General features: G+C 73.3%; 20 protein-coding genes. 13 read left to right on the top strand and 7 right to left on the bottom strand.

Annotated elements, in window-relative coordinates:
* Positions 1-57: 57 nt before the first annotated feature.
* Together ABTW87_RS23660 and ABTW87_RS23655 are read right to left on the bottom strand one after the other, a co-directional pair.
* On the bottom strand, positions 58-1,173 hold the full coding sequence (locus ABTW87_RS23660; RefSeq protein ID WP_350653142.1) for an SIS domain-containing protein: 1,116 nt from the start codon (positions 1,171-1,173) through the stop codon (positions 58-60).
* Between the two features lie 4 nt (positions 1,174-1,177).
* Positions 1,178-1,978: a BtpA/SgcQ family protein gene (locus ABTW87_RS23655; RefSeq protein ID WP_350653141.1), complete on the bottom strand. Its 801-nt coding sequence runs from the start codon at positions 1,976-1,978 to the stop codon at positions 1,178-1,180.
* A gap of 258 nt (positions 1,979-2,236) precedes the next feature.
* On the opposite strand from ABTW87_RS23655, the gene ABTW87_RS23650 reads away from it, so the two are divergent.
* The gene (locus ABTW87_RS23650) at positions 2,237-3,202 is read left to right on the top strand and encodes an LLM class flavin-dependent oxidoreductase (protein ID WP_350653140.1); all 966 of its coding nucleotides are present in this window, start codon (positions 2,237-2,239) and stop codon (positions 3,200-3,202) included.
* A gap of 2 nt (positions 3,203-3,204) precedes the next feature.
* Here the strand turns inward: ABTW87_RS23650 and ABTW87_RS23645 are convergent, their stop codons facing one another.
* The gene (locus ABTW87_RS23645) at positions 3,205-3,447 is read right to left on the bottom strand and encodes an acyl carrier protein (RefSeq protein ID WP_350653139.1); all 243 of its coding nucleotides are present in this window, start codon (positions 3,445-3,447) and stop codon (positions 3,205-3,207) included.
* Between the two features lie 328 nt (positions 3,448-3,775).
* Between ABTW87_RS23645 and ileS the strand changes: the two genes are divergently transcribed.
* Positions 3,776-6,898 (top strand): isoleucine--tRNA ligase, encoded by a 3,123-nt coding sequence (ileS, locus tag ABTW87_RS23640; protein WP_350653138.1) that lies wholly within the window; start codon positions 3,776-3,778, stop codon positions 6,896-6,898.
* A gap of 49 nt (positions 6,899-6,947) precedes the next feature.
* On the opposite strand, the gene ABTW87_RS23635 is transcribed toward ileS, so the two are convergent.
* On the bottom strand, positions 6,948-7,916 hold the full coding sequence (locus tag ABTW87_RS23635; RefSeq protein ID WP_350653137.1) for a GNAT family N-acetyltransferase: 969 nt from the start codon (positions 7,914-7,916) through the stop codon (positions 6,948-6,950).
* 151 nt (positions 7,917-8,067) lie between these two features.
* On the opposite strand from ABTW87_RS23635, the gene ABTW87_RS23630 reads away from it, so the two are divergent.
* The 3 genes from ABTW87_RS23630 (at position 8,068) to ABTW87_RS23620 (ending at position 13,082) form a co-directional block, all read left to right on the top strand.
* Positions 8,068-8,586: a hypothetical protein gene (locus ABTW87_RS23630; protein WP_350653136.1), complete on the top strand. Its 519-nt coding sequence runs from the start codon at positions 8,068-8,070 to the stop codon at positions 8,584-8,586.
* Between the two features lie 56 nt (positions 8,587-8,642).
* Entirely contained in the window at positions 8,643-9,596 is a 954-nt protein-coding gene (locus tag ABTW87_RS23625; protein ID WP_350653135.1) for a lytic polysaccharide monooxygenase auxiliary activity family 9 protein, read from the top strand.
* Between the two features lie 114 nt (positions 9,597-9,710).
* Complete coding sequence (locus ABTW87_RS23620; protein WP_350653134.1) at positions 9,711-13,082, top strand: endo-1,4-beta-xylanase; 3,372 nt, start codon at positions 9,711-9,713, stop codon at positions 13,080-13,082.
* Positions 13,083-13,168: 86 nt separating this feature from the next.
* Here ABTW87_RS23620 and mgrA read toward each other — a convergent pair whose 3' ends face one another.
* Positions 13,169-14,164, bottom strand: coding sequence for an L-glyceraldehyde 3-phosphate reductase (gene mgrA, locus ABTW87_RS23615; protein WP_350653133.1), 996 nt, complete (start codon positions 14,162-14,164; stop codon positions 13,169-13,171).
* 418 nt (positions 14,165-14,582) lie between these two features.
* On the opposite strand from mgrA, the gene ABTW87_RS23610 reads away from it, so the two are divergent.
* The 3 genes from ABTW87_RS23610 to ABTW87_RS23600 all read left to right on the top strand — a co-directional run bounded on the left by ABTW87_RS23610 (position 14,583) and on the right by ABTW87_RS23600 (position 17,624).
* The gene (locus tag ABTW87_RS23610) at positions 14,583-15,827 is read left to right on the top strand and encodes a sensor histidine kinase (RefSeq protein WP_350653132.1); all 1,245 of its coding nucleotides are present in this window, start codon (positions 14,583-14,585) and stop codon (positions 15,825-15,827) included.
* Positions 15,824-16,477 carry a response regulator transcription factor gene (locus ABTW87_RS23605; RefSeq protein WP_350653131.1) on the top strand — a complete coding sequence of 218 codons (654 nt, stop codon included), beginning with the start codon at positions 15,824-15,826 and terminating at the stop codon, positions 16,475-16,477. Before ABTW87_RS23610 ends, ABTW87_RS23605 begins: the two co-directional genes overlap by 4 nt.
* A gap of 76 nt (positions 16,478-16,553) precedes the next feature.
* Positions 16,554-17,624 carry a hypothetical protein gene (locus tag ABTW87_RS23600; protein WP_350653130.1) on the top strand — a complete coding sequence of 357 codons (1,071 nt, stop codon included), beginning with the start codon at positions 16,554-16,556 and terminating at the stop codon, positions 17,622-17,624.
* Between the two features lie 44 nt (positions 17,625-17,668).
* On the opposite strand, the gene ABTW87_RS23595 is transcribed toward ABTW87_RS23600, so the two are convergent.
* Complete coding sequence (locus ABTW87_RS23595; RefSeq protein ID WP_350653129.1) at positions 17,669-18,133, bottom strand: GNAT family N-acetyltransferase; 465 nt, start codon at positions 18,131-18,133, stop codon at positions 17,669-17,671.
* 76 nt (positions 18,134-18,209) lie between these two features.
* Between ABTW87_RS23595 and ABTW87_RS23590 the strand changes: the two genes are divergently transcribed.
* The 5 genes from ABTW87_RS23590 (at position 18,210) to ABTW87_RS23570 (ending at position 23,390) form a co-directional block, all read left to right on the top strand.
* Positions 18,210-18,797 (top strand): TetR family transcriptional regulator C-terminal domain-containing protein, encoded by a 588-nt coding sequence (locus tag ABTW87_RS23590; protein ID WP_350653128.1) that lies wholly within the window; start codon positions 18,210-18,212, stop codon positions 18,795-18,797.
* A 43-nt stretch (positions 18,798-18,840) separates the two neighbouring features.
* Positions 18,841-20,352 carry a magnesium chelatase ATPase subunit I gene (locus ABTW87_RS23585; protein WP_350653127.1) on the top strand — a complete coding sequence of 504 codons (1,512 nt, stop codon included), beginning with the start codon at positions 18,841-18,843 and terminating at the stop codon, positions 20,350-20,352.
* Positions 20,353-20,354: 2 nt separating this feature from the next.
* On the top strand, positions 20,355-22,310 hold the full coding sequence (locus tag ABTW87_RS23580; protein ID WP_350653126.1) for a VWA domain-containing protein: 1,956 nt from the start codon (positions 20,355-20,357) through the stop codon (positions 22,308-22,310).
* Between the two features lie 109 nt (positions 22,311-22,419).
* Complete coding sequence (locus ABTW87_RS23575; RefSeq protein ID WP_350653125.1) at positions 22,420-22,887, top strand: hypothetical protein; 468 nt, start codon at positions 22,420-22,422, stop codon at positions 22,885-22,887.
* A 35-nt stretch (positions 22,888-22,922) separates the two neighbouring features.
* A complete protein-coding gene (locus ABTW87_RS23570) occupies positions 22,923-23,390 on the top strand; it encodes a hypothetical protein (RefSeq protein ID WP_350653124.1) in 468 nt (155 codons plus the stop codon).
* Between the two features lie 36 nt (positions 23,391-23,426).
* Here ABTW87_RS23570 and ABTW87_RS23565 read toward each other — a convergent pair whose 3' ends face one another.
* Entirely contained in the window at positions 23,427-24,425 is a 999-nt protein-coding gene (locus ABTW87_RS23565; RefSeq protein ID WP_350653123.1) for a GlxA family transcriptional regulator, read from the bottom strand.
* Positions 24,426-24,532: the final 107 nt, after the last annotated feature.

Genomic DNA, 24,532 nt, shown 5'->3' with positions numbered 1-24,532 from the left:
GTGCGGCCTGCCCCGCCGCCTCCGCCCCGCGTCGTGAGCCCGCCGGACCGGGTTCGTTCACATCGTTGTCGTCGGTGATGCCGCCCGCACCGGTCGTGACCGCCCGGTCGCACCGCCCTGGAACGGGATCCAGCCGCGTGCCTTCGCGAGGTGCGCCGCCAGCAGCCCGCCCACGACGCTGTAGACGAGAGGGCTGAACTCCTCCCGCATGGTGCCCGGCATCGGCAGGTGCCGCCAGCCGGCCCGCACCAGTTCCGTGTTGCCGGGCGGTGTCACCGCGACCACACGCCGTCCCAACGAGGACGCCTTGACGCCCATCGCCGTGGCGCACCACTGCGCCCGCCCGGTCGGGGCGTACACCAGGATCGGCATGTCAACGGGAGCGGCGAACCGCTCGACGTGGCACCACTCCTCGGCGTCCTGCCCGACGGCGAAGCATCCGGCGGCCTCGACCAGTTTCGCCGCGCCGAAGGTGGCGGAGCCGCGGCTCGGCCCGCTGCCCACGATGACGACGACCGGTGCGGACCCGATCTCGTGCGCGATGTCCCGGCAGGGCGCATCCAGCCTCTCGACGGTGTCCGCTATGACGTCGGCCGACGCGACGAGTTCGCCGCGCAGCCGGTCCGCGGCACCGGCATCGAGCCGCCCGCGCGCCTCGGCGAGCCTGATCGCAGCGAGCAGCATGGTCGTCACGCTCACCTGGTAGGTGCGCATCCCGGGTGACGGCTCGCTGCCAGGGAGCGGGATCGCAACGTGGTCGTCGGCGACCTGGGTGACAGGTGAGCCGGGGGTCACCGTGACGGCCAGGGTACGGGCGCCGAGCCGCTTGGCCCGCTCCAACACCTGCACGACGCGCTCGGTGGCCCCGGAGGCCGACGCGGCGATCACCAGCGTCCGGCCGGGGCCTGCCCGCTCCACCCGCTCGGCGGCGTACTCGAGCATCTCCAGGGCGCTGATGGCGTCGCAGGTGGAGCCCGCGATGGACTCGAACGCCAGGGCCGTGGCGAGCCCGGCGTGGTAGGAGTCGCCGTCGCCGGTCAGGATGACGGACGCGTAGTCGGCCCCCTCGCCGGCAGGGATCATGCCGGCGAGCCGCTCGGCGATCGCCGGGACCACGGCGGTCAGATCCTCCGGGAGGCGGCTGACCTGCCGCAGCAGCACTTCGGGTTCCATTGGCTCACTCCTGCTCGAGGCCGCGCACCAGGTGCACGAAGGACGTGACGAGATCGAGGTCGACGACACCGTGCTCCCGCTCCAGGCATCCGCCGACGTACGCGCCGTCGGCCTTCCGGATGAGGGTGGTGATGTTGTCGTGGTTGGTGTACCCGGCCAGCAGCACCCGGGCAGCGGGATCCACGGCGCGCACGTCATCGAGCAGGCGCAGCGTGGTGGCCGGGTCGGGCGTGCACACGGCGACCGCTGCGGCGCCCGCGAGGCGGGCGTTCTTGGCGACCTCGCCGACCGACTTGGCCGGGTCGAGCGGCCGGAAGTGCATCGAGTGCACGTCGGCGAGGATGGCCACGGACTCGGCGCCGATCTTGGTGCGGTACTCGAGCGCCCGTACCGTGTCCGGCTCGACCAGGCCGTGGACGGTCTCCGTGCGGCCGATGAACGCGCCCGCTCGGATGAACGTGGCGCCGGCCACCTGGGCAACGGCGAGCGAGGCGATCAGATCGTTGCGCAGCATGTGCACGCCGACCTCGAAGCCGTCCCGGGTGGCGTCGACGACCGCCCGCACGACGAGGCTCATCGCCGCCACGCGGGCGGGGTCGCTGAGGTCCTTCGTCGTGTAGATCCGGTCCGAGGTCTGCACGAGGCAGCCGTCCGCGCCGCCCTCGTCGAGAGCGCGCGCCGCGGCGACGGCCCTGGCGATGATCTCCGTGAGGCTTCCGCGCTCGTAGAAGGGTGTGCCCGGCAGCGGTGCCAGGTGGACCATGCCGATGATCGTCTTGTGGCCGGGTGCGGGTTGCAGGTTCACGTTGCTCCGGGTGGTGGCAGGGCGGATCGAACACGACCGTCCAAAGTGAATGGCAGCCGTCGGAAGTCCACCCCAGCGTAGCGGCGGCCCGGCCCCGGCCCCGTCCCGCCGAAGTCGCGTCGGCGCCGTCGGGATTGATCAGGAACCGGGCGGTCGTTATCGTCCTGCCTGCGGTCGCGGACGGCGGCACACCACCTCTCGGGAGGACCACATGCGCGACGTCCGGAACCAGTCGGCCACCGTGGTCCGGCGCGCCGCGTGAGCCTGCCACACCCCTCCGCGGTCCGGGTGGGGCTGCACTCCGGGCAGATGCACGGCAGCTTCCCGGCGATGGTGCGGCTCTGGCAGCGTGCGGAGAGCCTCGGCTACGACTGGATCTCGCTGTTCGACCACCTGCGGCCGCACCTGTACGGCCCGTCGGCCGACTGCTTCGAAGGCACCACCATGCTGGCGGCCCTGGCCGCGAGCACCACGCGCATCCGCTGCGCGATCCTCGTCTCCGCCGTGACGCTGCGGCATCCGGCGCTCGCCGCCAACATCGCCGCGACGATCGATCACGTCTCCGGCGGCCGGCTGGAGTACGGCATCGGGGCGGGCTCGGCGGACCTCGCGTACGCCGAGTACGGGATCCCCTTCCCGCCGCCGGGGCAGCGGGTCGACATGCTGGAAGAGGCCTGCACGGTGCTGCGTGGTCTCTGGACGCAGAAGGAGACGACCTTCTCCGGAGAGCATTTCCAGCTCGACGCGGCGCACCTGGGTCCGAAACCTCTGCAGGGAACGATCCCGCTGGTCATCGGCGCGGAGGGTCCGCGCATGATCCGGGTGGCGGCCCGGCACGCGGACATCTGGAACACGCTGGCCGGGGACGTCGCCCACTACCGGGGCCTCAGCGATCGTGCGGATGCGGCGTGCCGGGCGATCGGCCGCCCACCGGAGGAGCTGCGCCGGTCCGTCACCTTCCGCGCCGTGCTGGCTTCGAACGCGAGCGAGGCGGAACGGCGCTACGCCGAGGTGTTGGGTGGCGCACCGGGTGAGGTCAGGTCCGAGTGCCTCGTCGTCGGCTCGGCCGCGGACTGTGTGGCGGCCCTGGAGCCGTTCGCGCGTGCCGGGGTGCGTGACTTCGTGCTGGCCGTCCGACCGCCGCTGGACTGGCAGACGATCGAGATCGTCGCGGAGAAGGTGGCGGTCGAGCTACGGGATCGCGCTGAGGCCTGGAACGGCTGACCTCAGGAGGCGGTCCGCAGGGACTCGATGGCCGCCGACGCCGCCCGGGGGGTGCGGAACGTCGACGCCGCGACGAGCTCCGCGGGGAAACGCACCGCGAACCGGGTCTCCAGGTCGACCATGAACGCCACCGTGAGCAGGGAGTCCATCCCCAGCGCGGGAAGGTCCGCGTCGAGGTCGTCGAGGTCGGCCCGTTCGAGCACGTGCCGGGCCGACTCAAGGACCTGGGCTGCCAGGTTGTTCATGGCGGGGCAGCCTAGCAGCCGTCAAGGGTGCCGTGAGCCCATGGCCGATGACCGCCCGGAGTGCGGCTACAATGCGAGCTGCAAGGCGTGGATGGGGACAGGTAACGCCGTACGCAGCCGATAGAGACCCGGGGACGGTGGAAGCCCGGGGGTGTGCGCGGCGTGAGGATCACCCCGGAGCCGTCGGAGGAAAGGCCCTCATCGGGGGCCGAGTAGAGCCGGCAGCGACACCAATGAGAGGGCTGTTCGCAGCCAAGGAGGGTGGTACCGCGGGACGCGAGTCTCGTCCCTCCGCCGGAGTCGACGCTGCATCCGACGGAGGGTTGAGATGTACAACGCCGTGCCCAATCAAGTACATCTGCCGCGGCTGGAACACGAGATCCTGGATTTCTGGCGGGAGCGCGGCGTCTTCGAGCGGAGCCTGAGCCAGTCGGCGGGTCGGCCGGAGTGGGTGTTCTACGAAGGTCCGCCCACCGCGAACGGCATGCCCGGCGCGCACCACATCGAAGCGCGCGTGTTCAAAGACGTCTTCCCCCGCTACAAGACGATGAAGGGGTTCCACGTCGCCCGCAAGGCCGGATGGGACTGCCACGGCCTGCCCGTCGAGCTCGCGGTGGAGAAGGAGCTCGGGTTCTCCGGCAAGCAGGACATCGAGGCGTACGGGATCGAGAAGTTCAACGAGCGCTGCCGCGAGTCGGTCACCCGGCACACCGACGCGTTCGCCGAGCTGACCCGCCGCATGGGCTACTGGGTCGACATGGACGACGCCTACCGGACCATGGACCCCGGCTACATCGAGTCGGTCTGGTGGTCGCTGCAGCAGATCTTCGACAAGGGTCTGCTGGTCCGGGACTTCCGCGTCGCACCGTGGTGCCCGCGCTGCGGCACCGGCCTGTCCGACCACGAGCTGGCCCAGGGGTACGAGACCATCACCTCCCCGTCGGTGTACGTGCGGTTCCCGCTGACCTCCGGCCCGCTGGCCGGTCGAGCCTCGCTGCTGGTGTGGACGACGACGCCGTGGACGCTGGTGTCCAACGTCGCGGTCGCCGCCCACCCCGACGTCACGTACGTCGTGGTCACCGACGGTGTCGAGCAGTTCGTGGTGGCGGAGGCGCTGGCGGCGAAGGCCCTGGGGGAGAGCTTCACCCCCACCGGTGAGTCGTTCACCGGCAGCCAGATGGAGCGCTGGACCTACGCCAGGCCGTTCGAGCTGGTCGACGTCCCGAACGCGCATTTCGTGGTCAACGCCGGCTACGTCACGACCGAGGACGGCACCGGTCTGGTGCACCAGGCGCCGGCGTTCGGCGCTGACGACCTCGCCACCGGTCGCGCGTACGAGCTGCCGATGGTCAACCCGATCCGCCCCGACGGCACCTTCGACGAGGAGCTGCCGCTTGTCGGCGGGATGTTCTTCAAGGACGCCGACCAGGTCCTGCTGGCGGACCTGGCCGAGCGCGACCTGCTGCTGCGGCACCTGCCGTACGAGCACAGCTACCCGCACTGCTGGCGCTGCCACACGGCGCTGCTCTACTACGCCCAGCCGTCCTGGTACATCCGCACCACCGCCATCAAGGACCAGCTCCTGCGGGAGAACGAGGCCACGAACTGGCAGCCGGACACCGTCAAGCACGGTCGCTTCGGCGACTGGCTGAACAACAACATCGACTGGGCGTTGTCGCGCAGCCGCTACTGGGGCACCCCGCTGCCGATCTGGCAGTGCGAGGAGGGCCACCTCACCTGCATCGGCTCCCTGGCCGAGCTCGGCCGGCGCGCCGATCGCGAGCTGGGCGACCTCGACCCGCACCGGCCCTTCGTGGACGAGATCACCTTCGCCTGCCACTGCGGGCTGACCGCCACTCGCGTACCTGAGGTGATCGACGCCTGGTACGACTCGGGTGCCATGCCGTTCGCGCAGTTCGGCTACCCGTACCAGAACGCCGACCTGTTCGAGAGGCGTTACCCCGCGCAGTTCATCTCCGAGGCCATCGACCAGACCCGGGGCTGGTTCTACACGCTGATGGCCGTCGGCACGCTTGTCTTCGGGAAGTCCTCGTACGAGAACGTGGTCTGCCTCGGTCACATCCTGGCCGAGGACGGGCGCAAGATGTCCAAGCATCTCGGCAACATCCTCGACCCGATGGCGCTCATGGAGGAGCACGGCGCCGACGCCGTCCGGTGGTTCATGGCGGCCGCGGGCTCGCCGTGGGCGGCCCGGCGCGTCGGGCACAGCGCGATCCAGGAAGTCGTCCGCAAGACGCTGCTGACGTACTGGAACACCGTCGCGTTCCAGGCGCTGTACGCCCGCATCGCGGGCTGGGCGCCGTCGGCCGCCGATCCCCGCCCGGCCGACCGGCCGCTGCTGGACCGGTGGGTGCTCTCGGAGCTCCACCTGCTCATCGGCGAGGTGGACGCGGCGATGGAGCGGTTCGACACCCAGCGGGCGGGGCGGCTGTTGTCCGCCTTCGTCGACGACCTGTCGAACTGGTACGTCCGCCGGGGCCGCAAGCGGTTCTGGCGCGGCGACCCCGCCGCCCTGGCCACGCTCCATGAGGCCGTCACCACCGTCACCCTGCTGCTGGCACCGATCACCCCGTTCATCACCGAGCGGGTCTGGCAGGACCTGGTCGTCCCGGTGACACCGGACGGGCCCTCGTCGGTGCACCTGGCCGACTACCCGGTGGCGGACGCGAACCTGGTCGACCCGGTGCTGTCGGCGCGGATGGCGCTGGTGCGCCGCCTCGTGGAGCTGGGCCGGGCGGCCCGGGCCGAGGCGGGGGTCAAGACCCGACAGCCGCTGTCGCGGATGCTCGTGTCGGCGCAGGGCTTCGACGAGCTGGACGAGCAACTGCTCGCGCAGATCGCCGAGGAGCTCAACGTCGCGGAGGTCCAGCCGCTCGCCGCCGTGGGGGGTTCGCTGGTCCGCACCACCGCCAAGGCGAACTTCCGCAGCCTGGGCAAGCGTTTCGGCAAGGCGGTGCAGTCCGTCGCCGCGGCGATCGCCGCGGCGGACGCGGCCGCGCTGAACGGGTCCCTGCGCGCCTCCGGGACGGCCACGCTCGTGGTCGACGACAAGGAGATCACGCTCAGCGCCGAGGAGCTCGTCATCACGGAGACGCCACGCGAGGGCTGGGCGATGGCCACCGAGACCGGTGCGACGGTGGCGCTGGACCTGCAGTTGACGCCGGAGCTCCGGCGAGCCGGCGTGGCCCGCGAAGCCATCCGCCAGATCCAGGAGGCCCGCAAGTCGAGCGGTCTCGAGGTCGCGGACCGGATCGTGCTGCGCTACCGCAGCGACGACGCGGACACCGCCGCCGCGCTGGCCGAGCACGCGCCGCTGATCGCGGACGAGGTTCTGGCGGCGGACTTCGGCGCCGCCGAGCCCGAGTGGCCGGATCCGCTCGCCTTCACCGACGCCGGTCTCGGCCTGACCTTCTGGCTGCGCAGGGCGTGACACCACCCGGGTGTACGGGCGCCCTGGGGCGCCCGTACCCCCGGGACGGTCAGTAGCCGATCAGGCGGTGCAGTCGGAGGAACGTCTCGGTGAAGCCGAGGGCCGGCCAGGCCCGCGAGGAGAGCAGGTTGGTCACCCGCCAGTCGGTGACCACAGTGTCGAACCCGACCGACCCGGCCCAGTCGATGACCGCCGTGCCGAGCGCCCGGCCGGCACCGGCGCCGCGGGCCTCCGGGAGGACCGCCGCGAACCCGAGGAACCCGGCGTTGTCGGGGCGGGCCAGGCTCAGGTGCCCGCTCGACATCTCCAGCGCGCAACCGACGGCGGAGCCGATGACCCGGCCGCGCGATTCGGCCACGAAGGTGGCGTACGCGGGGTTGTCGACGTCGGCGGTCCACTCGGCGACGCTCTCCTCCAGAGTGCCCACCGGGCCGGCTGAGAACGTCGGTGAGCGGCCCTGATGCCGCGGCAACTCGATGTCGAGCCGGGCGAGCGCCGGGACGTCGGCGGGGGTCGCCCGGCGCACCGACAGCCCGGCCGGCGTAGCCGTTCCCGGCGGGGTGGCCGGCCGGATGGCGTGCGCGTGCTGCTGGCCGAAGCCCAGGCGGAACCAGGCCCGCAGCAGTTCCGCGTCGTGCGCCGGTACGACGACGTAGTGGGCAGTGCGCCCTTCGTCGACCCATCGGGCGGCGGCGACCGCGTACAGGTCGCGCATCACCTCGGGATCGGTGGCGGCGAGTCCGGCGGCCTCCACCCAGATGTTCGGCCCCCAGACCGGTGACGGTTTCGGGGCGCCGAGGACGAAGCCCACCGGGACGCCGGCGCGGTACGCGACCGCTCCCGAGGCGTCCGGCGTCTCGTACGCGGCGGTCAGCTCCGCCAGCGCGCCGGTCGCGTCCTCGAACCGCGCCGGCAGCAGCGGCTGGGCGGCGCGGTGCCGGCGGTGCCGGTCGGCCAGTAACGCGCCGCAGGCGGCCAGATCCTCGGCCGTGAACGGCCGCAGCTCGGTCCGGGACATGGCCGGCACGGTACGCGTCACGGGCGCCGGGGTCACCCGGGTTTCTGCGGGGCTTCGCAACTCGACGGAGGTTGATCCCGCGGGTGGCGGGTGTCAGACTGCCATGGGAACGCTCCCAACGACTCTGATCGATGCCAACGGAGGTCTGTCCATGCGTCGCACCACCGCCGCTCTGATCGGCGCGGTCCTCCTGGCCGTCGCGACCGGCTGCGGCACCGGAACCGGCGGCCAGGGCACGCCCGCACCGCCGGGGGCGAGCCAGCCGGCCGCCGACGGCACCCCGGTGCCGAACGGCCCCAACGTCGCCGAGGCGCTGGACGTCGCCAACAAGCAGTTCAAGCTCCTCGCCGACGGCGAGTGGGCCGGCGCGTACGCGCTCTGGACCGACGCGGCCAGGAAAGAGGTCGCTCAGAAGGACTTCGAGAAGGTCAACCGGGCCTGCCCGTACCTCGAGGGTGAACAGATCCAGCTCCAGGACGTCAAGGCGGTGAACATGGAGCTGGTCGAGCTGACCTGGCGGCACGGCGACCACGTCGGGCACAGCGCGCTGCGCCACGACGGCAAGACCTGGCGGTACGACCCGGGCGGCGAGACGCTCGTCGAGTACGCCTCGGGCGCGGACGCGGCGATCGCCAAGCGGAAGGCCGACAACCTCTGCCCCGCCACCTGAGAGCCTTCGAACTGTTGTGAGTCGCTACCCGTACCAGTGTGCGGGAGGTGGACGCCATGCCCGTACGCCGGATCCTGGTAGCGGCGCTGGTCGCGCTGGCCGCCGTACCGCTCGCCGGCACGCCGGCCCGCGCCCACGGCGCCCCGACGAGCCCGGTGAGCCGTGCGGCGGCCTGCGGTCCCGAGGGCGACCACGGGGGCGACTCCGCCTGCCAGGCCGCGACCACGGCCGGGGCCGCCCTGCGGGAGTGGGACAACATCCGGGTCTTCGGGGTCGACGGGAAGGACCGGGAGCGGATCCCGGACGGGGAACTGTGCAGTGGTGGGCTGTCCGCGTACCGGGGGCTGGACCTGGCCCGCGACGACTGGCCGGCGACCGAGCTGACCGCCGGCGCCCGGTTCAACTTCCGCTACCGGGCGACCATCCCGCACGAGGGCACCTTCCGGCTCTACCTGACCCGTGACGGGTACGACCCGTCGAAGCGGCTGCGCTGGGCCGACCTGGAGCGGGCGCCGTTCGTGCGGGTGACCGACCCGCCGCTGCGCAACGGCGCGTACCAGTTCGCGGCGCGGCTGCCGGCGCGGACCGGGCGGCACCTGATCTACACGGTGTGGCAGAACTCCGACTCCCGGGACACCTACTACTCCTGCTCGGACGTGGATTTTCGGGAGCCTGCCGGAAAGTCTTCGCTGGGCGGGCCGGGTGGCTCCCCGGCACCGTCCCCGGCCGGTCCGGTCGAGGAGGCCACCACGCTGGGCGGCCCGGCAGCCGCCGCAGGCGGGGACGGCTCCGGCGCGCGTACCTCGTCGGGAAGCGGGGCCGGCGGCGTGCCGGTCGCGGCGGTGTCCGACCTGGACCTGATGCGCTGGCCGCTGATCGGCGGCGTCGGTGCCGGCACGCTGCTGCTGGTCGTGGTGGTCGCGGCGCGGCTGCGGCGCGCCGGCAGCGTCCCGGTCGGCCGGCCCTGCGAGGTGCGCAACCACCGGGCCGGTCGCCGAAGGGAGTGGTGAGAAGCCCTAGGCCGGAGGCCCGGTCTCGGCTTAACATGCACGCGCTTGGATTGTTTCGGAAGTTTACCGGAAGTAGTGGCGCCCGCCGCTCCCGATCGCGTGAGGACACCACCGATGCGCCCCTGGTACCCGTCCCATCGAACACGACCACGCTCGCGAACACTTGCCGCACTGTGCTCGACCGCGCTCATCGCCGTCATCGCCGCGGCACCGGCTCCGGCCGCCGCCGCGCAGACCGTCCTGTCCAACGACTTCGAGTCCGGGTCGTACGCCCCCTGGGGGCCGCGCGGCGACGTGACCCTCGCCGTGGCCGACGAGGGCCACGAGAGCGGACACAGCCTCTCGGTCACCGGCCGCACGGCCAACTGGCAGGGCCCGGCGACGAGCGCCACCGCACTGTTCGAGCCCGGTACGCCGTACTCGGTCACCGCCTGGGTGAAACTGCCGGCCGGCACCGAGGGGAGCGCCGGCGTGCACTTCACCGTCGAGGCGACCCCGGCCGACGGCGGTGCCAACACCTACACCTGGATCGGCGACAACGTCACCACCACCGCGGACGGCTGGGTCCGGATCGGCGGCGACTACACGCTGCCGACCGGAGTCGGCGCGGCCACCCTCTACGTCGAGGCCGAGGGGACCACGCCGTTCCTCCTCGACGACGTCCTGGTCACCGGGCCGGACGGCGGTCCGGGCGGGCCGGAACCGGGCACCATCGTCATCGACACCGACTTCGAAGCCGGGCTGGACGGCTGGGGCCCGCGCGACGGCGGCCCGGGCGCCCCGACCGTGCAGCTCACCGACGTCGCGCACGGCGGCGCGGCCGCGGCGCTGGTCACCGAGCGGGTCAACCAGGGCGCCGGCCTCGGTCGCGACGTGACCGGCCTGTTCGAGGCGGGCGTGACCTACGAGTTCACGGCCTGGCTGCGGTTCGCCGCCGGCCAGCCGACGGACCAGATCTGGCTGAGCCTCGCCAGCACCACCGACGGCAGCCAGTCGTTCAGCACCCTCGCCCAGTTCGAGACCGTCAACAACACCGGCTGGACCGAAGTGACTGCCCGCTTCACCATGCCGGCCGCGGACAGCGCGTTCCTCTACTTCGAGACCCGCTGGCAGGGCGCCGACGTGCCCGGCAACACGAGCGACTTCCTCGTCGACGACATCCTCGTCCGGGTGCCCGAACCGCCGGTCATCGAGGACCTCACCGGCATCCACGAGACCACCGACTTCCCGGTCGGCGTGGCGATCGACAGCCGGGAGACGGTGGGCGCGGCCGCCCAGTTGCTGACCCGGCACTTCAACCAGATCACGGCCGAGAACCACATGAAGCCCGAGGCCTGGTACGACGCCGAGCGCAACTTCCGCCCGCACGAGCAGGCGCTGACCCTGATGGACTTCGCCCGGGACAACGACCTGCGCCTCTACGGTCACGTGCTGGTCTGGCACAGCCAGACCCCCGCCTGGTTCTTCCAGGACTCGGCGGGCGAGCCGCTGACCACCTCCGCGGCCGACCAGCAAGTGCTGCGCGAGCGGCTGCGCGCCCACATCTTCAACGTCGCCGAGTCGCTCAGCGAGCGGTACGGCCCGTTCGGCTCCGCCACCAACCCGCTGTACGCCTGGGACGTGGTCAACGAGGTGGTCAGCGACAGCGGCGAGCACGCTGACGGCCTGCGCCGCAGCGAGTGGTACCGGATCCTCGGCGAGAGCTACCTCGACCTCGCGTTCGAGTACGCGCACGAGGCGTTCAACGACGTCTACGCGGTCGCCGGCACCGACCCGGTCACCCTGTTCATCAACGACTACAACACCGAGCAGAGCGGCAAGCAGGCCCGCTACCGGGCGCTCGTGGAGCGGCTGCTCGCCCGCGACGTGCCGATCGGCGGGGTGGGCCACCAGTTCCACGTCTCGCTGGCCATGCCGATCGACAGCCTGGAGGCCGCGCTCGACGCGTTCGCGGACCTGCCGGTGACCCAGGCGGTCACCGAGCTCGACGTCACCACCGGCACCCCGGTCACCCAGGCGAAGCTGATCGACCAGGGCTACTACTACCGGGACGCCTTCCGGATCTTCCGGGCGCACGCCGACGACCTGTCCGCCGTGACGGTCTGGGGGCTCACCGACGGTCGCTCGTGGCGGTCGAGCAGCGGCGCCCCGCTGATCTTCGACGACAACCTGCGAGCCAAGCCCGCCTATCACGGGGCGGTGGACGGCGAGCTGCCCGCCCGGCTGCGGACCGCCAACGTCTTCGCCGGTGACGTGCCGATCACCTCGGCCGCCACCACCGACCTGACCTGGCGCAAGCTCCCGCTGCACCAGGTGGAGGACAAGGCGGAGTTCCAGCTGCGCTGGGCGCCGGACCACCTGACCGCGTACGTCACGGTCACCGACGCCACCGCCTCCGGCGACGACCGGGTCAGCTTCGTCCTCGGCGGCGAGACGTACCGGGTCGCCCGGGACGGCACCGGAGACGTGCCGGCCGTGGCAACCGCACGGGACGGCGGATACCACCTGGTCGCCTACCTGCCGCTGAACGGCGCCGCCCAGGGCGACACACTCGCCCTCGACGTGCAGGTCAGCGACGACGGTGCCACGTCCGGTTGGAACACCCCCGGGTCGACCGGCACCCTGACCCTGGTCGAGGAGCTGTCCTACCTGGAGGTGCTCCAGACCGCCACCGCGCCGGTGATCGACGGCACGGCCGACGCCGCCTGGGCCAACGCGGGCGTGGTGACCACGGCCAAGGAGGTCTCCGGCACCGACGGGGCGATCGCCGAGGTCCGCACCCTGTGGCGGGACCAGACGCTCTACGTGCTCGCCGAGGTCACCGACCCGGTGGTGGACGTGTCCGGGTCCGACCCGTGGACCCAGGACTCGGTCGAGATCTACGTCGACGCCGGCAACTTCAAGAACGGTTCGTACCGCTACGACGACACCCAGATCCGGATCAACGCCGACAACGTCGTGTCGTTCGGCACCGGCGACGAGGCGTTCCAGGCGAACCGGCTGACCAGCGCGGCCGTGCGCACCGAGACGGGTTACACCGTCGAGGCGGCGATCAGCCTGCTGGAATACGGTGGCCTCGGCACGTTCCACGGCCTGGACTTCCAGGTCAACGACGCCTCGGACGGCGCCCGTACGGCGATCCGCAACTGGGCCGAGCAGGAGGGCGCGGGCTACCAGAGCACCGCCCGGTGGGGTGTGGGCCGGCTGGTGCGGGGCACCAACGTCGAGGTCGTCGTGAAGACGTTCACCGAGTGGCAGTCCGGCAAGGGCGGCGGCTACTGCGCCACCATCACGGCCACCAACAAGAGCGACAAACCGGTCGAGTGGAACGCCGTCGTCCGGCTCGACGGCGACATCTACACCGCGTGGAACTTCGAGCGGGAACGGCTGGCCAACGGCAGCTACCGGATCCGGGGCGTGGGCTGGAACCGGATCCTGGCACCGGGTGCCAGCACGTTCAGCGTCGGTTACTGCGCCAACGTGTGACGCGCGGCGCGGCCTGACCGGCGGCCACCGCCCATCGCGGGCGGTGGCCGCCGCCGGCGTGCCGACCCGGTCGACGACGCGGAGCGTCAGCCGAGGTGACGGTCGATCTCGGCCAGCTCCTCGGCGGTGAAGTCGAGGTTGTCCAGGGCGGCGATGTTGGCCTCCAGCTGCGGCACGCTGCTGGCGCCGATGATGAGGCTGGTCATCCGCGGGTCCCGCAGGGCCCAGGCGAGCGCGAGCTGCGCCAGCGACTGGCCGCGCCGTGCGGCGATGTCGGCCAGCCCCCGGATGGTGGCCATGCGTTCCTCGCCGAGGTCGCTCTCGTCGAGGAAGACGCTGGTGCGCACGCGCGAGTCCGCCGGGATGCCGCCCAGGTAGCGGTCGGTGAGCAGGCCCTGGGCGAGCGGGCTGTACGCGATGCAGCCGGCGCCGACCCGCTCCAGCGTGTCGAGCAGGCCGTCGGCCTCGCTCCAGCGGTTGAGCATCGAGTACGACGGCTGGTTGATCAGCAGCGGCGTGCCGAGGTCGCGGAGGATGGCGGCGGCCCGCTCGGTCTGCTCCGAGTCGTAGTTGGAGATCCCGACGTAGAGGGCCTTGCCGGAGCGGACGACGGCGTCGAGCGCGCCCATCGTCTCCTCGAGCGGAGTGTCCGGGTCGAACCGGTGCGAGTAGAAGATGTCCACGTAGTCCAGGCCGAGGCGGCGCAGGGACTGGTCCAGCGACGAGATCAGGTACTTCCGGGAGCCCCACTCGCCGTACGGGCCGGGCCACATCAGGTAGCCGGCCTTGCTGGAGACGACCAGCTCGTCCCGGTACGGCATGAGGTCGGTGGCGAGCATCCGGCCGAAGTTCTCCTCGGCCGCTCCGGGGGGCGGGCCGTAGTTGTTCGCCAGGTCGAAGTGCGTCACGCCGAGGTCGAAGGCGCGCCGAACGATGTCCCGCTGCCGCTCGGCCGGCCGGTCCGGCCCGAAGTTGTGCCAGAGGCCGAGCGAGATCGCGGGCAGGCGCAGCCCGCTGCGGCCGCTGCGCCGGTAGGTCATCGTGTCGTAGCGCTCATCGGCGGCGAGGTAGGTCACGATCATGAGCCTAGTCCGGCACGGCTGCGGACGGAGGACTCGTCGTCTCCCCGGTACGGACGGCGCCGCGCGACCCTGGCGTACGGCGGTCCCGTGATGCCGACGCTTTGGAGCTGATGTCGTGAACGGATCGGCTCCCCGGTCGGCGTCGCCGGTCGAGTCGGTGCCGCCTCGGCGCGTGCGAGTCGGTGCCGCCTCGGCGCGTGCGAGTCGGTGCCGCCTCTTCGCGTGGGAGCCGGTCCGCCCCGGGCACCCGGGACGGCCCCGGATGACATGAACGAGTCAGCTCCAAAGGGAGTGCGACGTGCCACCGGACCGACACGACTGCGTCGGCCCGCCGGCGGCGTCCGCTCCGCGGCCCGCCGGCCGCGCCTCCCCGACGTGGGGGAGTCGGGGCGGGCCGGCCGGCGGCAGAATGGGCCGGATGAGAGCGCCCGCGGTCGTTGCTCCGCTGCTGGCCGCCAGCACCTGGCGGCGTGGCGTGTTCCTGCTGCTCGGCGGGGTGCTCGCGCTGCCGTACGTGCTGCTGGCGGTCACGTTCGCGCAGATGTTCGCCCAGGACGAGGTGTCCCGGCCGCTGGTGCTGGGCCTGCTCGTGGTGGCGGTCGGCATCGCCGCCGTGCCGCTCCTCCTCGACGGCCCCCGGGCACTGGAGATCGCCGCCGCCCGGTCCCTGCTCGGTGTGGACCTGCCCGATCCGGCACCCGGGCATCCCGCCGAGCGGGAGACCCGGCTGCGTTCCGCGCTCTGGATCGCCCTGCACCTGGCCAGCGGCGGCCTGGTGGTTGCCGCCCTGTTCAGCGCGGTGCCGATGGCGCTGGCCCTCATCGCGCACCAACTCGGTGTCGACACCGGGCTGACCGCACGGGACCGGTTCGGGCCGTTCGACGGCGGGGACACCGGCTGGCTGACCCTCACCGGGATCGTCGTGCTGGTGGCCCTCGGCTACGCGGTGGCCGGGCTCGGGGCCCTCGCCACGTCGATGGCGCCGGTGCTGCTCGGGCCGGCGGAATCGGAACGGGTCGCCGCGCTGGAGGCCCGGGCCACCCGGCTCGCCGAACGCAACCGCCTGGCCCGGGAACTGCACGACTCCGTCGGGCACGCGCTGACCGTGACCACGCTCCAGGCGGGAGCCGCGCGGGAGGTGCTGGACCGGGACCCGGAGTTCGTCCGGCGGGCGCTGACCGCGATCGAGGAGGTGGGCCGGACCGCCCTGGACGACCTGGATCACGTGCTGGGGCTGCTCCGGGAGACCGACGCCGGGCGGGCCGCGCCGGCGCCGCAGCGTACGCTCGCCGACCTGGACCGGCTCCTGGCCGAGACCCGCGCGGCCGGGCTGCCGGTCGAGGTGGTGCGCTCCGGCGACCTGGCCGAGCTGCCGGCGGCGGTCTCCCGGGAGGCGTACCGGATCATGCAGGAAGGGCTGACCAACGCGGCGCGGTACGGGCGCGGCCCCGTGACGGTGCATCTCGCCGCCGGGCCGGACGCGCTGGAGGTGGCGCTGGTCAACGCGTTGGACCCGGCGCGCCGCTCCGCCCCGGGCCGCGGCGGCCGCGGGCTGGACGGGATCCGGGAGCGGGTGCTGCTGCTCGGTGGCCGGCTGACCGCCGGGCCGGACGGCGACCGGTGGCGGATCGAGGCCCGCCTGCCCCTGGAGGAGGCCGGGTGACCCCGATCGGTGTGCTGATCGTCGACGACGACGAGCTGGTCCGGGTCGGCCTGCGGACGATCCTCGACGCCCAGCCCGACCTGCGGGTGCTGGGCGAGGCGGCGGACGGGTCGGCGGTGCCGCCGCTGGTCGCCCGGCTCCGCCCGGACGTGGTGCTGATGGACGTCCGGATGCCGGAGATCGACGGCATCCAGGCGACCCGCCGGCTGCTGGCCGCGTCCGCCGGGCCGCCGAAGGTGCTGGTGATCACCACGTTCGCCAACGACGAGTACGTCTACGACGCGCTGCGCGCCGGGGCGAGCGGCTTCCTGCTCAAGCGTGCCCGCCCCGCCGAGGTGGTGGAGGCGGTCCGGGTGGTCGCCCGGGGCGAGTCGCTGCTCTTCCCGGCCGCGATCCGCCGGCTCGCCGGAGCGTACGGTGGGCGGGGCAGCGATCGGCTGCGTGCCGCCCGGCTCACCGACCGGGAGGCCGAGGTGCTCCGGCTGATGGCGACGGGACTGTCCAATCCGGAGATCGCCGGGCAGCTGGTGGTCGGGGTGGAGACGGTGAAGACGCACGTCGGGAACGTGCTGGCCAAGCTCGGGGTGCGGGACCGCACCCAGGCGGTGATCGCCGCGTACGAGTCGGGGTTCGTCACCCCCGCCGGCTGACCGGTTCCCCCGCCCGGGGGAGCGGATTCCCTCTCCGCCGGGAGGGTTCGTGGGGCGCCCCGGCCGAGGGTGGAGCATGACGACGACAGCCGTACCCACCCACTCCCGGACGTCCCGCTGGCCCGACCGGCTCGCCCCGCTCGCCGCCGGTTGGCTCGGCCTCTGGGGCGTCCTGGCCCTGCTCGCCACCGTCACCGGCGCCGGCTACCCGTTCGGCGCGAACGAGTCGCGGCCCAGCGGGGCGAGCCTGCTCCGGCTCGTCCCGGTCGAGGCGGGACCGCCGCTCTTCGCCGGTCTGCTGCTCACCGCGGCGGTGGCCGCGCTCGCGATGAGCACCGTCCGGCCGTCCGGTCCGCTACGCGCGGCGCTGCTCGGTTACGGCTGGGCGGCCGCGTTCGTCCTGGCCGTGGTCGTACCGGACAGCACCGTGCTGGCCACCCTCGGCTACGCGCCGATGCTGCTCGTCGGCGCCCCGTTCGGCTGGCCGCCGGTGGACTACTCCGAGATCTTCACCTGGGCCCTGTTCGCCAAGTTCGCGGCCGTCGCGGGCGGAGTGCTGCTTGCCGGGGCGTCGCTCACCTTCGCGCGGCGTACCGCCGGGGCCTGCCTGGCCTGCGGCCGGGACGGCACCGACCGGGGCTGGACCAGCGCGGCGGCCGCGACCCGCTGGGGTCGGTGGGCGGCGTGGACCGCGGCGGTCATCCCCTTCGCGTACGCCCTGACCCGGTTCGCCTGGTTGGTCGGCATCCCGCTCGGCCTCGACCCGGAGTTCCTCGACGAGATGCACCGCACGGGCCTGGTCTGGGCCGGCTTCGGGTTGGGCGCGTTCGCCACCGTCGGGTCGGTGCTCACCCTCGGACTGGTGCAGCGCTGGGGTGAGCGGTTCCCGCGCTGGCTGCCCGGGCTCGCCGGTCGGCCGGTCCCGGTGAAGCTGGCCGTGGTGCCGGCGACCCTGGTGGCCGTGACGGTCACCGCCGCGAGCCTCGGCCTGTTCAGCGTCCCGGGGTTCTGGCAGCTCGGCGGCGGCTTCAGCGCCGCGTCCGCGCCGATGCTGCTCTGGCCGTTGTGGGGGGTGGCGCTCGGTGCCGCCACGTACGCGTACCGGCTGCGCCGGCGCGGTGCCTGCCGCGGCTGCGGTCGGGCGTGACACCTGCCGTCCGGTCCGGCCCCGCCACGCGGGGCCGGACCTCGTCACGGCAGGTCGCGGGCGTAGCAGACGGACAGGGGCTCACCCTGGTACGGGCCGAAGTTGTCGATCCGGTGGTAGCCCTCGCGTTCGTAGAACCGCATCGCGTCAGGCTGGGCGGTGCCGGTCTCCAGCAGCAGCGTCGTGACGCCGGCGGCCCGGGCCGCCTCCTCCAGGGCGTGCAGGATCGCGGTCGCCACACCGGTGCCGCGGGCGGCCGGCTCGACGTACATCCGCTTGATCTCCGCCTCGCCGGGGCCGAGGAACCGCAGCCCGCCACAGCCGACGGCGGCGCCGTCGGCGTCTCGTGCCACGAGGAAGACGCTGACCGTCTCGCCGGTCGGCGGTGCGCCCGGCTCGTGGTCGTCGTTGCCGTAGCGGGCGTCCAGCTCGGCCCGCTGGGCGGCGCGCAGCCGCGCGGCGTCGGCCGACTCCCACGGTTCCCGCTCGATGGAGACGGTGCGGATCATGCTCCCCCTCTTTCCGTAACAAGTGTTACCGTAACGCACGGTACGACAACGCTCCGGGTCAGGGGAAGGGGTACGGATGGCCAGGCGGCGGGATCTGCACGGCCAGCAGGAGCGGCTCTCCGCGGCCACCTGGGCGGTCCTCGCCGAGCAGGGCCTGCCGGGGCTGACCCTCCGGGCGGTCGCCGAACGGGCCGGCTGCACCACCGGCATGGTGCTGCACGCGTTCGCCGACAAGCGCGCCCTGCTCGTACACGCCCGGGAGGTGCTGCACGACCGGACCGGGGTGCGCGCCGACGCCGCCGCGTCCACCGCCGGCACGCCGCTCGACGCGCTGCGGGCGGTGCTCCTCCAGGCCGCCTCGACCAGCGCCGAGAAGCGCGAGGAGGCGCGGGTGTGGATCGGTTTCCTGGCCGCCGCGCTGGCCGACCCGGCGCTTGCCGAGCTGCACCAGCGGTACAACCGGTCCTTCGTGGACCGGATCGGGCGCCTCGTGGCCGCCGTCCGGCCGGACTGGGGCCGGGCCGCCTGCGCGACCGCCGCCACGACCCTGGTCGCCCTGGTCGAAGGGCTGAACGCGCTCGCCGCCGTCGACCCGGACACCTATGGCGAACCGGCACAGCGGTCGGCCATCGAAGCGGCCCTCGCCCGGCTGAACGCCGGGTGAACGGTCTCCTGGACGCCTGCCGCACCCCGGCCGCCGAGATAGCGTGGGTCGGGTGACCGCTCCTTCCCCGGTTATCCCGGTTCCGCCGGCCGACCTGCCCGGCACGCTCGGTGAGCTGCGCGCGGCGGGCCACCGGTACCGCAGCGTGAAGCAGGAACTCCGCGACAACCTCCTGGCCCGGATGCGCTCCGGCGCCGACCGTTTCCCCGGCGTCGTCGGGTACGACGACACCGTGCTGCCCGAGGTCGAGCGGGCGCTGCTCGCCGGCCACGACCTGGTGCTGCTCGGCGAGCGGGGCCAGGGCAAGACCCGGCTGATCCGGTCGCTGGCCGGGCTGCTCGACGAGTGGACCCCGGTGATCGCCGGGTCGGTTCTCAACGAGCACCCGCTGCACCCGATCACGCCGGCCTCCCGGGCGCTCGTCGCCGAGGCCGGTGACGACCTTCCGGTGGGCTGGCTGCACCGTTCCATGCGGTACGGCGAGAAGCTCGCCACCCCGGACACCAGCGTCGGTGACCTGATCGGCGACGTCGACCCGATCCGGATCGCGGAGGGCCGCACCCTCGGCGACCCGGAGACCATCCACTTCGGCCTCGTGCCCCGGACCAACCGGGGGATCTTCGCCGTCAACGAGCTGCCGGACCTGGCCGAGCGGATCCAGGTGGCGCTGCTCAACGTGCTGGAGGAGCGGGACATCCAGGTCCGCGGCTACCAGCTCCGGCTGCCGCTGGACCTGTTCCTGGTGGCCAGCGCCAACCCGGAGGACTACACCAACCGGGGCCGGATCATCACCCCGCTCAAGGACCGGTTCGGGGCCGAGGTCCGTACCCACTACCCGCTGGACCTGGAGCTGGAGCTGGACCTGATCCGGCAGGAGGCGGACCTGGTCGCGGAGGTGCCCGAGCACGTCCTGGAGGTGCTCGCCCGGTTCGCCCGCGCGGTCCGCGAGTCGCCCTCGGTCGACCCGCGCTCCGGCGTGTCCGCCCGGTTCGCGATCGCCGCCGCCGAGACGGTCGCCGCCGCCGCGTTGCGCCGCGCGGCGTTGCTGGCCGCCGCGCCGGGTGGGGACGGTGCGGGGGTGTCAACAGGGGACCCTTCCTCTACCGCAGGCGTTAACAGGGGGCCCTTCCTTACGCCCGTGGCGCGGGTGGGGGACGCGGTGTCGGTGACCTCGACGCTGCGCGGCAAGGTGGAGTTCGAGAGCGGCGAGGAGGGGCGGGAGGTGGAGGTCCTCGCCCACCTGCTGCGGACCGCCACCGCGGAGACCTTCCGGGCCCGGCTGGCCGGGCTGGACGTGTCCGGCTTCACCGCGCTTGTCGACGACGACCGGGTGATCGAGACCGGCGAGCTGGTCGGCGCCGCGGAGCTGCTGCGCCAGGTCGGCACCGTGCCGGGGCTGGCCAAGGCGCTCGACCGGCTCGGGCTCGGCGACGCGCCCAGCCCCGAGCAGGCCGCCGCCGGCGTCGAGTTCGTCCTCGAAGGGCTGCACCTGACCCGCCGGCTCGGCAAGGACGTCACCGACTCCGGCCGGACCCGGTACGGCGGTCGGAGCTGACCGTGGCCGGCAACCGGTTCCGGTACGGCCAGTGGCGTGGCGGCCCCGACCCGCTCGCGCCCCCGTACGACGTGCGGGCCGCGGTGGACGAGGTCGGCGCCGAGGTGCTGGCCGGCGGCAGCCTGCGGGAGGCGCTGCGGAACCTGCTGCGGCATGGGCCGCAGGGGCGGGGCGGCCTCGACGACCTGTCCGCTCGGGCGCGCCGGCTGCGCCGCGAGGCGCTGCGCCGGGGCGACCTGGACGGGGCGGTGACCCGGGCGCGGGCCCTGCTGGACCAGGCGCTCGCCGCCGAGCGGGACGAGCTGCGTGGCCGCGACGACGAGAACGCGCGGTTCGCCGAGGCGGTGCTTGACAACCTGCCCCGGTCGACGGCCCGGGCGGTGGCGGAGCTGTCCGGGTACGAGTGGGCCAGCGCCGAGGCCCGGGTCACGTACCAGCGGATCCTCGACGGGCTGCGCGCCGACGTGCTCGGCCAGCGCTTCGCCGGGCTGCGTGACGCGGTGCGGGCGTCCGCCGACCCGGCCGCGCAGCAGCGGCTGGCCGAGCTGATGCGTGACCTCAACGACCTGCTGGCCCGGCACGCCCGGGCCGAGGACACCACCGACGCGTTCGCCGAGTTCATGCGCCGGCACGGCGAGTTCTTCCCGGAGCAGCCGAAGGACACCGACGAGCTGGTGGACGTCCTGGCCCGCCGGGCGGCCGCCGGGCAGCGGTTGATGAACTCGCTGTCCGAGCGGCAGCGCGAGGAGCTGGCCGGCCTGATGCGCCAGTCGCTGGGTGACCGCCTGGCCGGCGAGCTTTCCGCGCTCGACGCGAACCTGCGCGCGCTCCGGCCGGACCTGCGCTGGGGGCGCGGCGAGCGGGTCCGGGGCGAACAACCCCTGGGGTACGGGGACGCGGCCGGCGCCCTCGGCGAGATCGCCGAGCTGGACGACCTGCTCGACGCGCTCGACCAGGAGCACCCCGGCGCCACCCTGGACGACGTCGACGTCGACGCGGTGGCCCGGACGCTCGGGCGGGACGCCGCCGACGACGTACGCCGGTTGCGTGAGCTGGAGCGGGAACTGCGCCGGCAGGGCTGGGTGAGCCGGGACGCGGAGGGGTTGACGCTGAGCCCGAAGGCGCTGCGCCGGCTCGGCGGCACGGCGCTGCGGCGGGTCTTCGCGGACCTCACCGCCGGTCCACGCGGCCAGCACGACCTGCGCTCTGCGGGCGCCGCCGGCGAGGTGAGCGGGGGCTCACGCCCCTGGGAGTACGGCGACGAGCAGCCGCTGGACGTGGTGCGCACCCTGACCCGGGCGGTACGCCGCAGCGGCGGCGGCGTGCCGGTGCAGCTCGCCGTCGAGGACTTCGAGGTGGTGGAGACCGAGCGGCGGGCGTCGGCGGCGGTGGCGCTCTGCGTGGACCTGTCGTACTCGATGATCTCGCAGGGCCGGTGGGGCCCGATGAAGCAGACCGCGTTGGCGCTGGCGCACCTCATGGCCACCCGGTTCCCGCAGGACGCGCTCCAGATCGTCGGGTTCGGCCGGGCGGCGTCGCCGCTGACCCAGCAGGAGCTGGCGGCCGTCGAGCCGGACCTGCAGCAGGGCACGAACCTTCAGCACGCGCTGCGGCTGGCCGGCCGGCACCTGCGGCGGCACCCGGACGCCGAGCCGGTGGTGCTGGTGGTGACCGACGGCGAGCCGACGGCTCACCTGGACCCGGACGACGGGGCGGCGTTGTTCCACTGGCCGCCCCTGCCGGAGACGGTGGAGGCGACGATCCGGGAGGTCGACCGGCTCACCCGGTACGGCGCGACGTTGAACCTGTTCCTGCTCGGCGACGACCCGGGCCTGCGCCGCTTCATGGACGCGGTGGCGCGCCGCTCGAAGGGCCGCCTGTTCACCCCCGACACGAAGGACCTCGGCGAGTACGTGGTCTCCGACTACCTCCGCACCCGCCAGTCCCGCCGCCGCTGACCCTCGCGTCGATCATGGAGTTGTGGTGGTGGACGAAAGCCGCCCATCCGGGTGAACCGGGCACCACAAGTCCATGATCGACGGGGCGGGGCGGGGTTGACTGGCGGGCATGGACAGCGGCGGGTTGCGGCGGGCGTACGGGGAGGTGCTCGCGGAGGTGGAGAAGGGCGGGTTCGGGAGGGCGCCGGAGGGGCAGCTCAGCGCCGAGCAGATCGTGGCCCACCTCGCCGCCAACGACGAGCTGATGAGCGAGGCGACCGAGGCGGTGCTCGCCGGGACGCCGTACGCCTACTACGACCTGGCCGGGGTGCACCGGCCGGAACTCGACGCGCTGGCCGCCGAGTGCGGCGGCCTGGACGGGCTGGCCACCCTGCTGCGCGCCACCAGCCAGAAACTGCTCACCCTGGTCGACCGGCTCGGTCCGGCCGCGGCCACCCCGGTCGAGACGCACCTGCGCGAGGGCTTCGACCTGATCGTGGACGAACCGTTGCCCTGGGCCCGGGTGCTCGACCTGCACAGCCGTGTCCACCTGCCGAAACACCTGGCCCAACTGCGGATGCTGCGCGCGGTGCCGTGACCTGACGCTGGCGCCGGCGATCTACCGTCGTGGCCATGTCGAGTGTGCGGCGGGCCCTGATGCGGCGGGTCGACCATGTGCTGGACCTCGGTTGGCGCAACCTGATCATGCTCGGGGTCGTCGCGTTCTTCCTCCTGTGCGCGTCGTTTCCGTTGCGGGACGGGGTCGACAACCTTCGGGCCGAGAAATGGGGGGTCGGCGGGACGCTGACGCTGACCCGCTGCGCTCTCGACGAGTGGGGCAAGGGCGACCCCTGGTGGTGCCACGGCACATTCGTCTCCGCCGACGGCGCGGTGCGGATCGCCGATGTCCGATACGGGATCTACTTCGACGAGGACCCGCGGGCCGCCGGCGAACCGGTCACCCTCGACGTCCGGGTCGCCGGGCCCGGCTCGTCGGAGGCCTGGCCGCCGGGGGACGAGTGGCAGCCCTCGCTGATCGTCGGGGTGTTCGCTCTCATCCTGGCCGGGCTCGTCTTCTCGTGGTGGATCAACCCGCGATGACGAGAGAGCCGCCGCCGGTGAGGCGTACGCCGGCTCTCATCCGGTCGGCCCGCCCCGGAAGGCGCGCCGGTAGGTCGACGGGGAGACGCCCAGCCGCGAGTGGAGGTGCTGGCGCAGGGAGGCGGCGGTGTTGAAGCCGCTGCGGCGGGCGATCTGGTCGACCGTCAGGTCGGTGGTCTCCAGCAGCAGACGGGCGTGATCGGTGCGCTGCTGGAGCAGCCACCGCGTCGGGCTGAGGCCGGTCTCCGAGCGGAACCGCCGGGTGAACGTGCGCACGCTCATCCGCGCCTGACCGGCCAGGTCGCGCAGGCTGACCGGCTCGTGCAGCCGCTGCCGGGCCCATTCCCGGGCTGCGGCCGTGCTGGTGTCGGCCGCCCTCGGCACCGGACGCTCGATGTACTGGGCCTGGCCGCCGTCCCGCCAGGGTGGCACCACGCAGCGCCGGGCCGCCCGGTTGGCGATCTCGCTGCCGTGGTCGGTGCGCACGACGTGCAGGCACAGGTCGATCCCGGCGGCGACGCCGGCCGAGGTGAGCACGCGGTCGTCGGCGACGAAGAGCACGTCCGGGTCGAGGTCGACGTCGGGGTGCAGGGTGCGGAACCGGTCCGCGTACGCCCAGTGGGTAGTGGCGCGGCGGCCGTCCAGCAGGCCGGCGGCGGCGAGGGCGAAGGCGCCGGTGCAGATCGACATGATCCGCTCGCCCCGGTCGTACGCGGCGCGCAGCGCGTCGGCCACGCCGGCGGCGAGCAGCCGGTCCGGCATGAGGGCGCCTCCGTGCACCCCGGGCACGATCACCGTGTCGGCGCTCTCCAGCAGTTCCAGCCCGTGGTCGGGGAGCACCTGGTAGCCGGCGGTGCTGCGGACCGGCCGGCCGCCCGGGGTGCAGGCCTCGACGGTGTAGAGCCGCTCACCGGCCGGGCTGCGGGCGGCGCCGAAGACCTGGGCCGGGGTGCCGAGGTCGAGACCGACGACATCGTCGAGGGCGAGCACGGCGATTCGGTGGGGTGCGGCGGTCATGGCCCGATTATTGCGCATGATGGCTTCCCGGCCACTCGTCGCCGGACCCGCCGAGCCCGAGACTCGTCACCGTGACCCGTACGACCACGGGCCCGGGCACGCCGGGCCGTACCCGCCACGGCCGC

This window comes from Micromonospora sp. NPDC126480 (assembly GCF_040302465.1).
Lineage (GTDB): Bacteria > Actinomycetota > Actinomycetes > Mycobacteriales > Micromonosporaceae > Micromonospora.
Note: the sequence above shows the minus strand (reverse complement) of the source record. Positions and strands in the feature narration are given on the sequence as shown.

Bases quoted from the DNA above. Each gene is read 5' to 3' on its own strand.
- ABTW87_RS23625 (WP_350653135.1), top strand. From the start codon at position 8,643: ATGCCCGTACGCCGGATCCTGGTAGCGGCGCTGGTCGCGCTGGCCGCC.
- ABTW87_RS23620 (WP_350653134.1), top strand. From the start codon at position 9,711: ATGCGCCCCTGGTACCCGTCCCATCGAACACGACCACGCTCGCGAACA.
- ABTW87_RS23590 (WP_350653128.1), top strand. From the start codon at position 18,210: ATGGCCAGGCGGCGGGATCTGCACGGCCAGCAGGAGCGGCTCTCCGCG.
- ABTW87_RS23595 (WP_350653129.1), bottom strand. From the start codon at position 18,133: ATGATCCGCACCGTCTCCATCGAGCGGGAACCGTGGGAGTCGGCCGAC.
- ABTW87_RS23565 (WP_350653123.1), bottom strand. From the start codon at position 24,425: ATGCGCAATAATCGGGCCATGACCGCCGCACCCCACCGAATCGCCGTG.
- ABTW87_RS23630 (WP_350653136.1), top strand. From the start codon at position 8,068: ATGCGTCGCACCACCGCCGCTCTGATCGGCGCGGTCCTCCTGGCCGTC.
- ABTW87_RS23600 (WP_350653130.1), top strand. From the start codon at position 16,554: ATGACGACGACAGCCGTACCCACCCACTCCCGGACGTCCCGCTGGCCC.
- ABTW87_RS23575 (WP_350653125.1), top strand. From the start codon at position 22,420: ATGGACAGCGGCGGGTTGCGGCGGGCGTACGGGGAGGTGCTCGCGGAG.
- ABTW87_RS23660 (WP_350653142.1), bottom strand. From the start codon at position 1,173: ATGGAACCCGAAGTGCTGCTGCGGCAGGTCAGCCGCCTCCCGGAGGAT.
- mgrA (WP_350653133.1), bottom strand. From the start codon at position 14,164: ATGATCGTGACCTACCTCGCCGCCGATGAGCGCTACGACACGATGACC.
- ABTW87_RS23635 (WP_350653137.1), bottom strand. From the start codon at position 7,916: ATGTCCCGGACCGAGCTGCGGCCGTTCACGGCCGAGGATCTGGCCGCC.
- ileS (WP_350653138.1), top strand. From the start codon at position 3,776: ATGTACAACGCCGTGCCCAATCAAGTACATCTGCCGCGGCTGGAACAC.
- ABTW87_RS23610 (WP_350653132.1), top strand. From the start codon at position 14,583: ATGAGAGCGCCCGCGGTCGTTGCTCCGCTGCTGGCCGCCAGCACCTGG.
- ABTW87_RS23645 (WP_350653139.1), bottom strand. From the start codon at position 3,447: ATGAACAACCTGGCAGCCCAGGTCCTTGAGTCGGCCCGGCACGTGCTC.
- ABTW87_RS23570 (WP_350653124.1), top strand. From the start codon at position 22,923: ATGTCGAGTGTGCGGCGGGCCCTGATGCGGCGGGTCGACCATGTGCTG.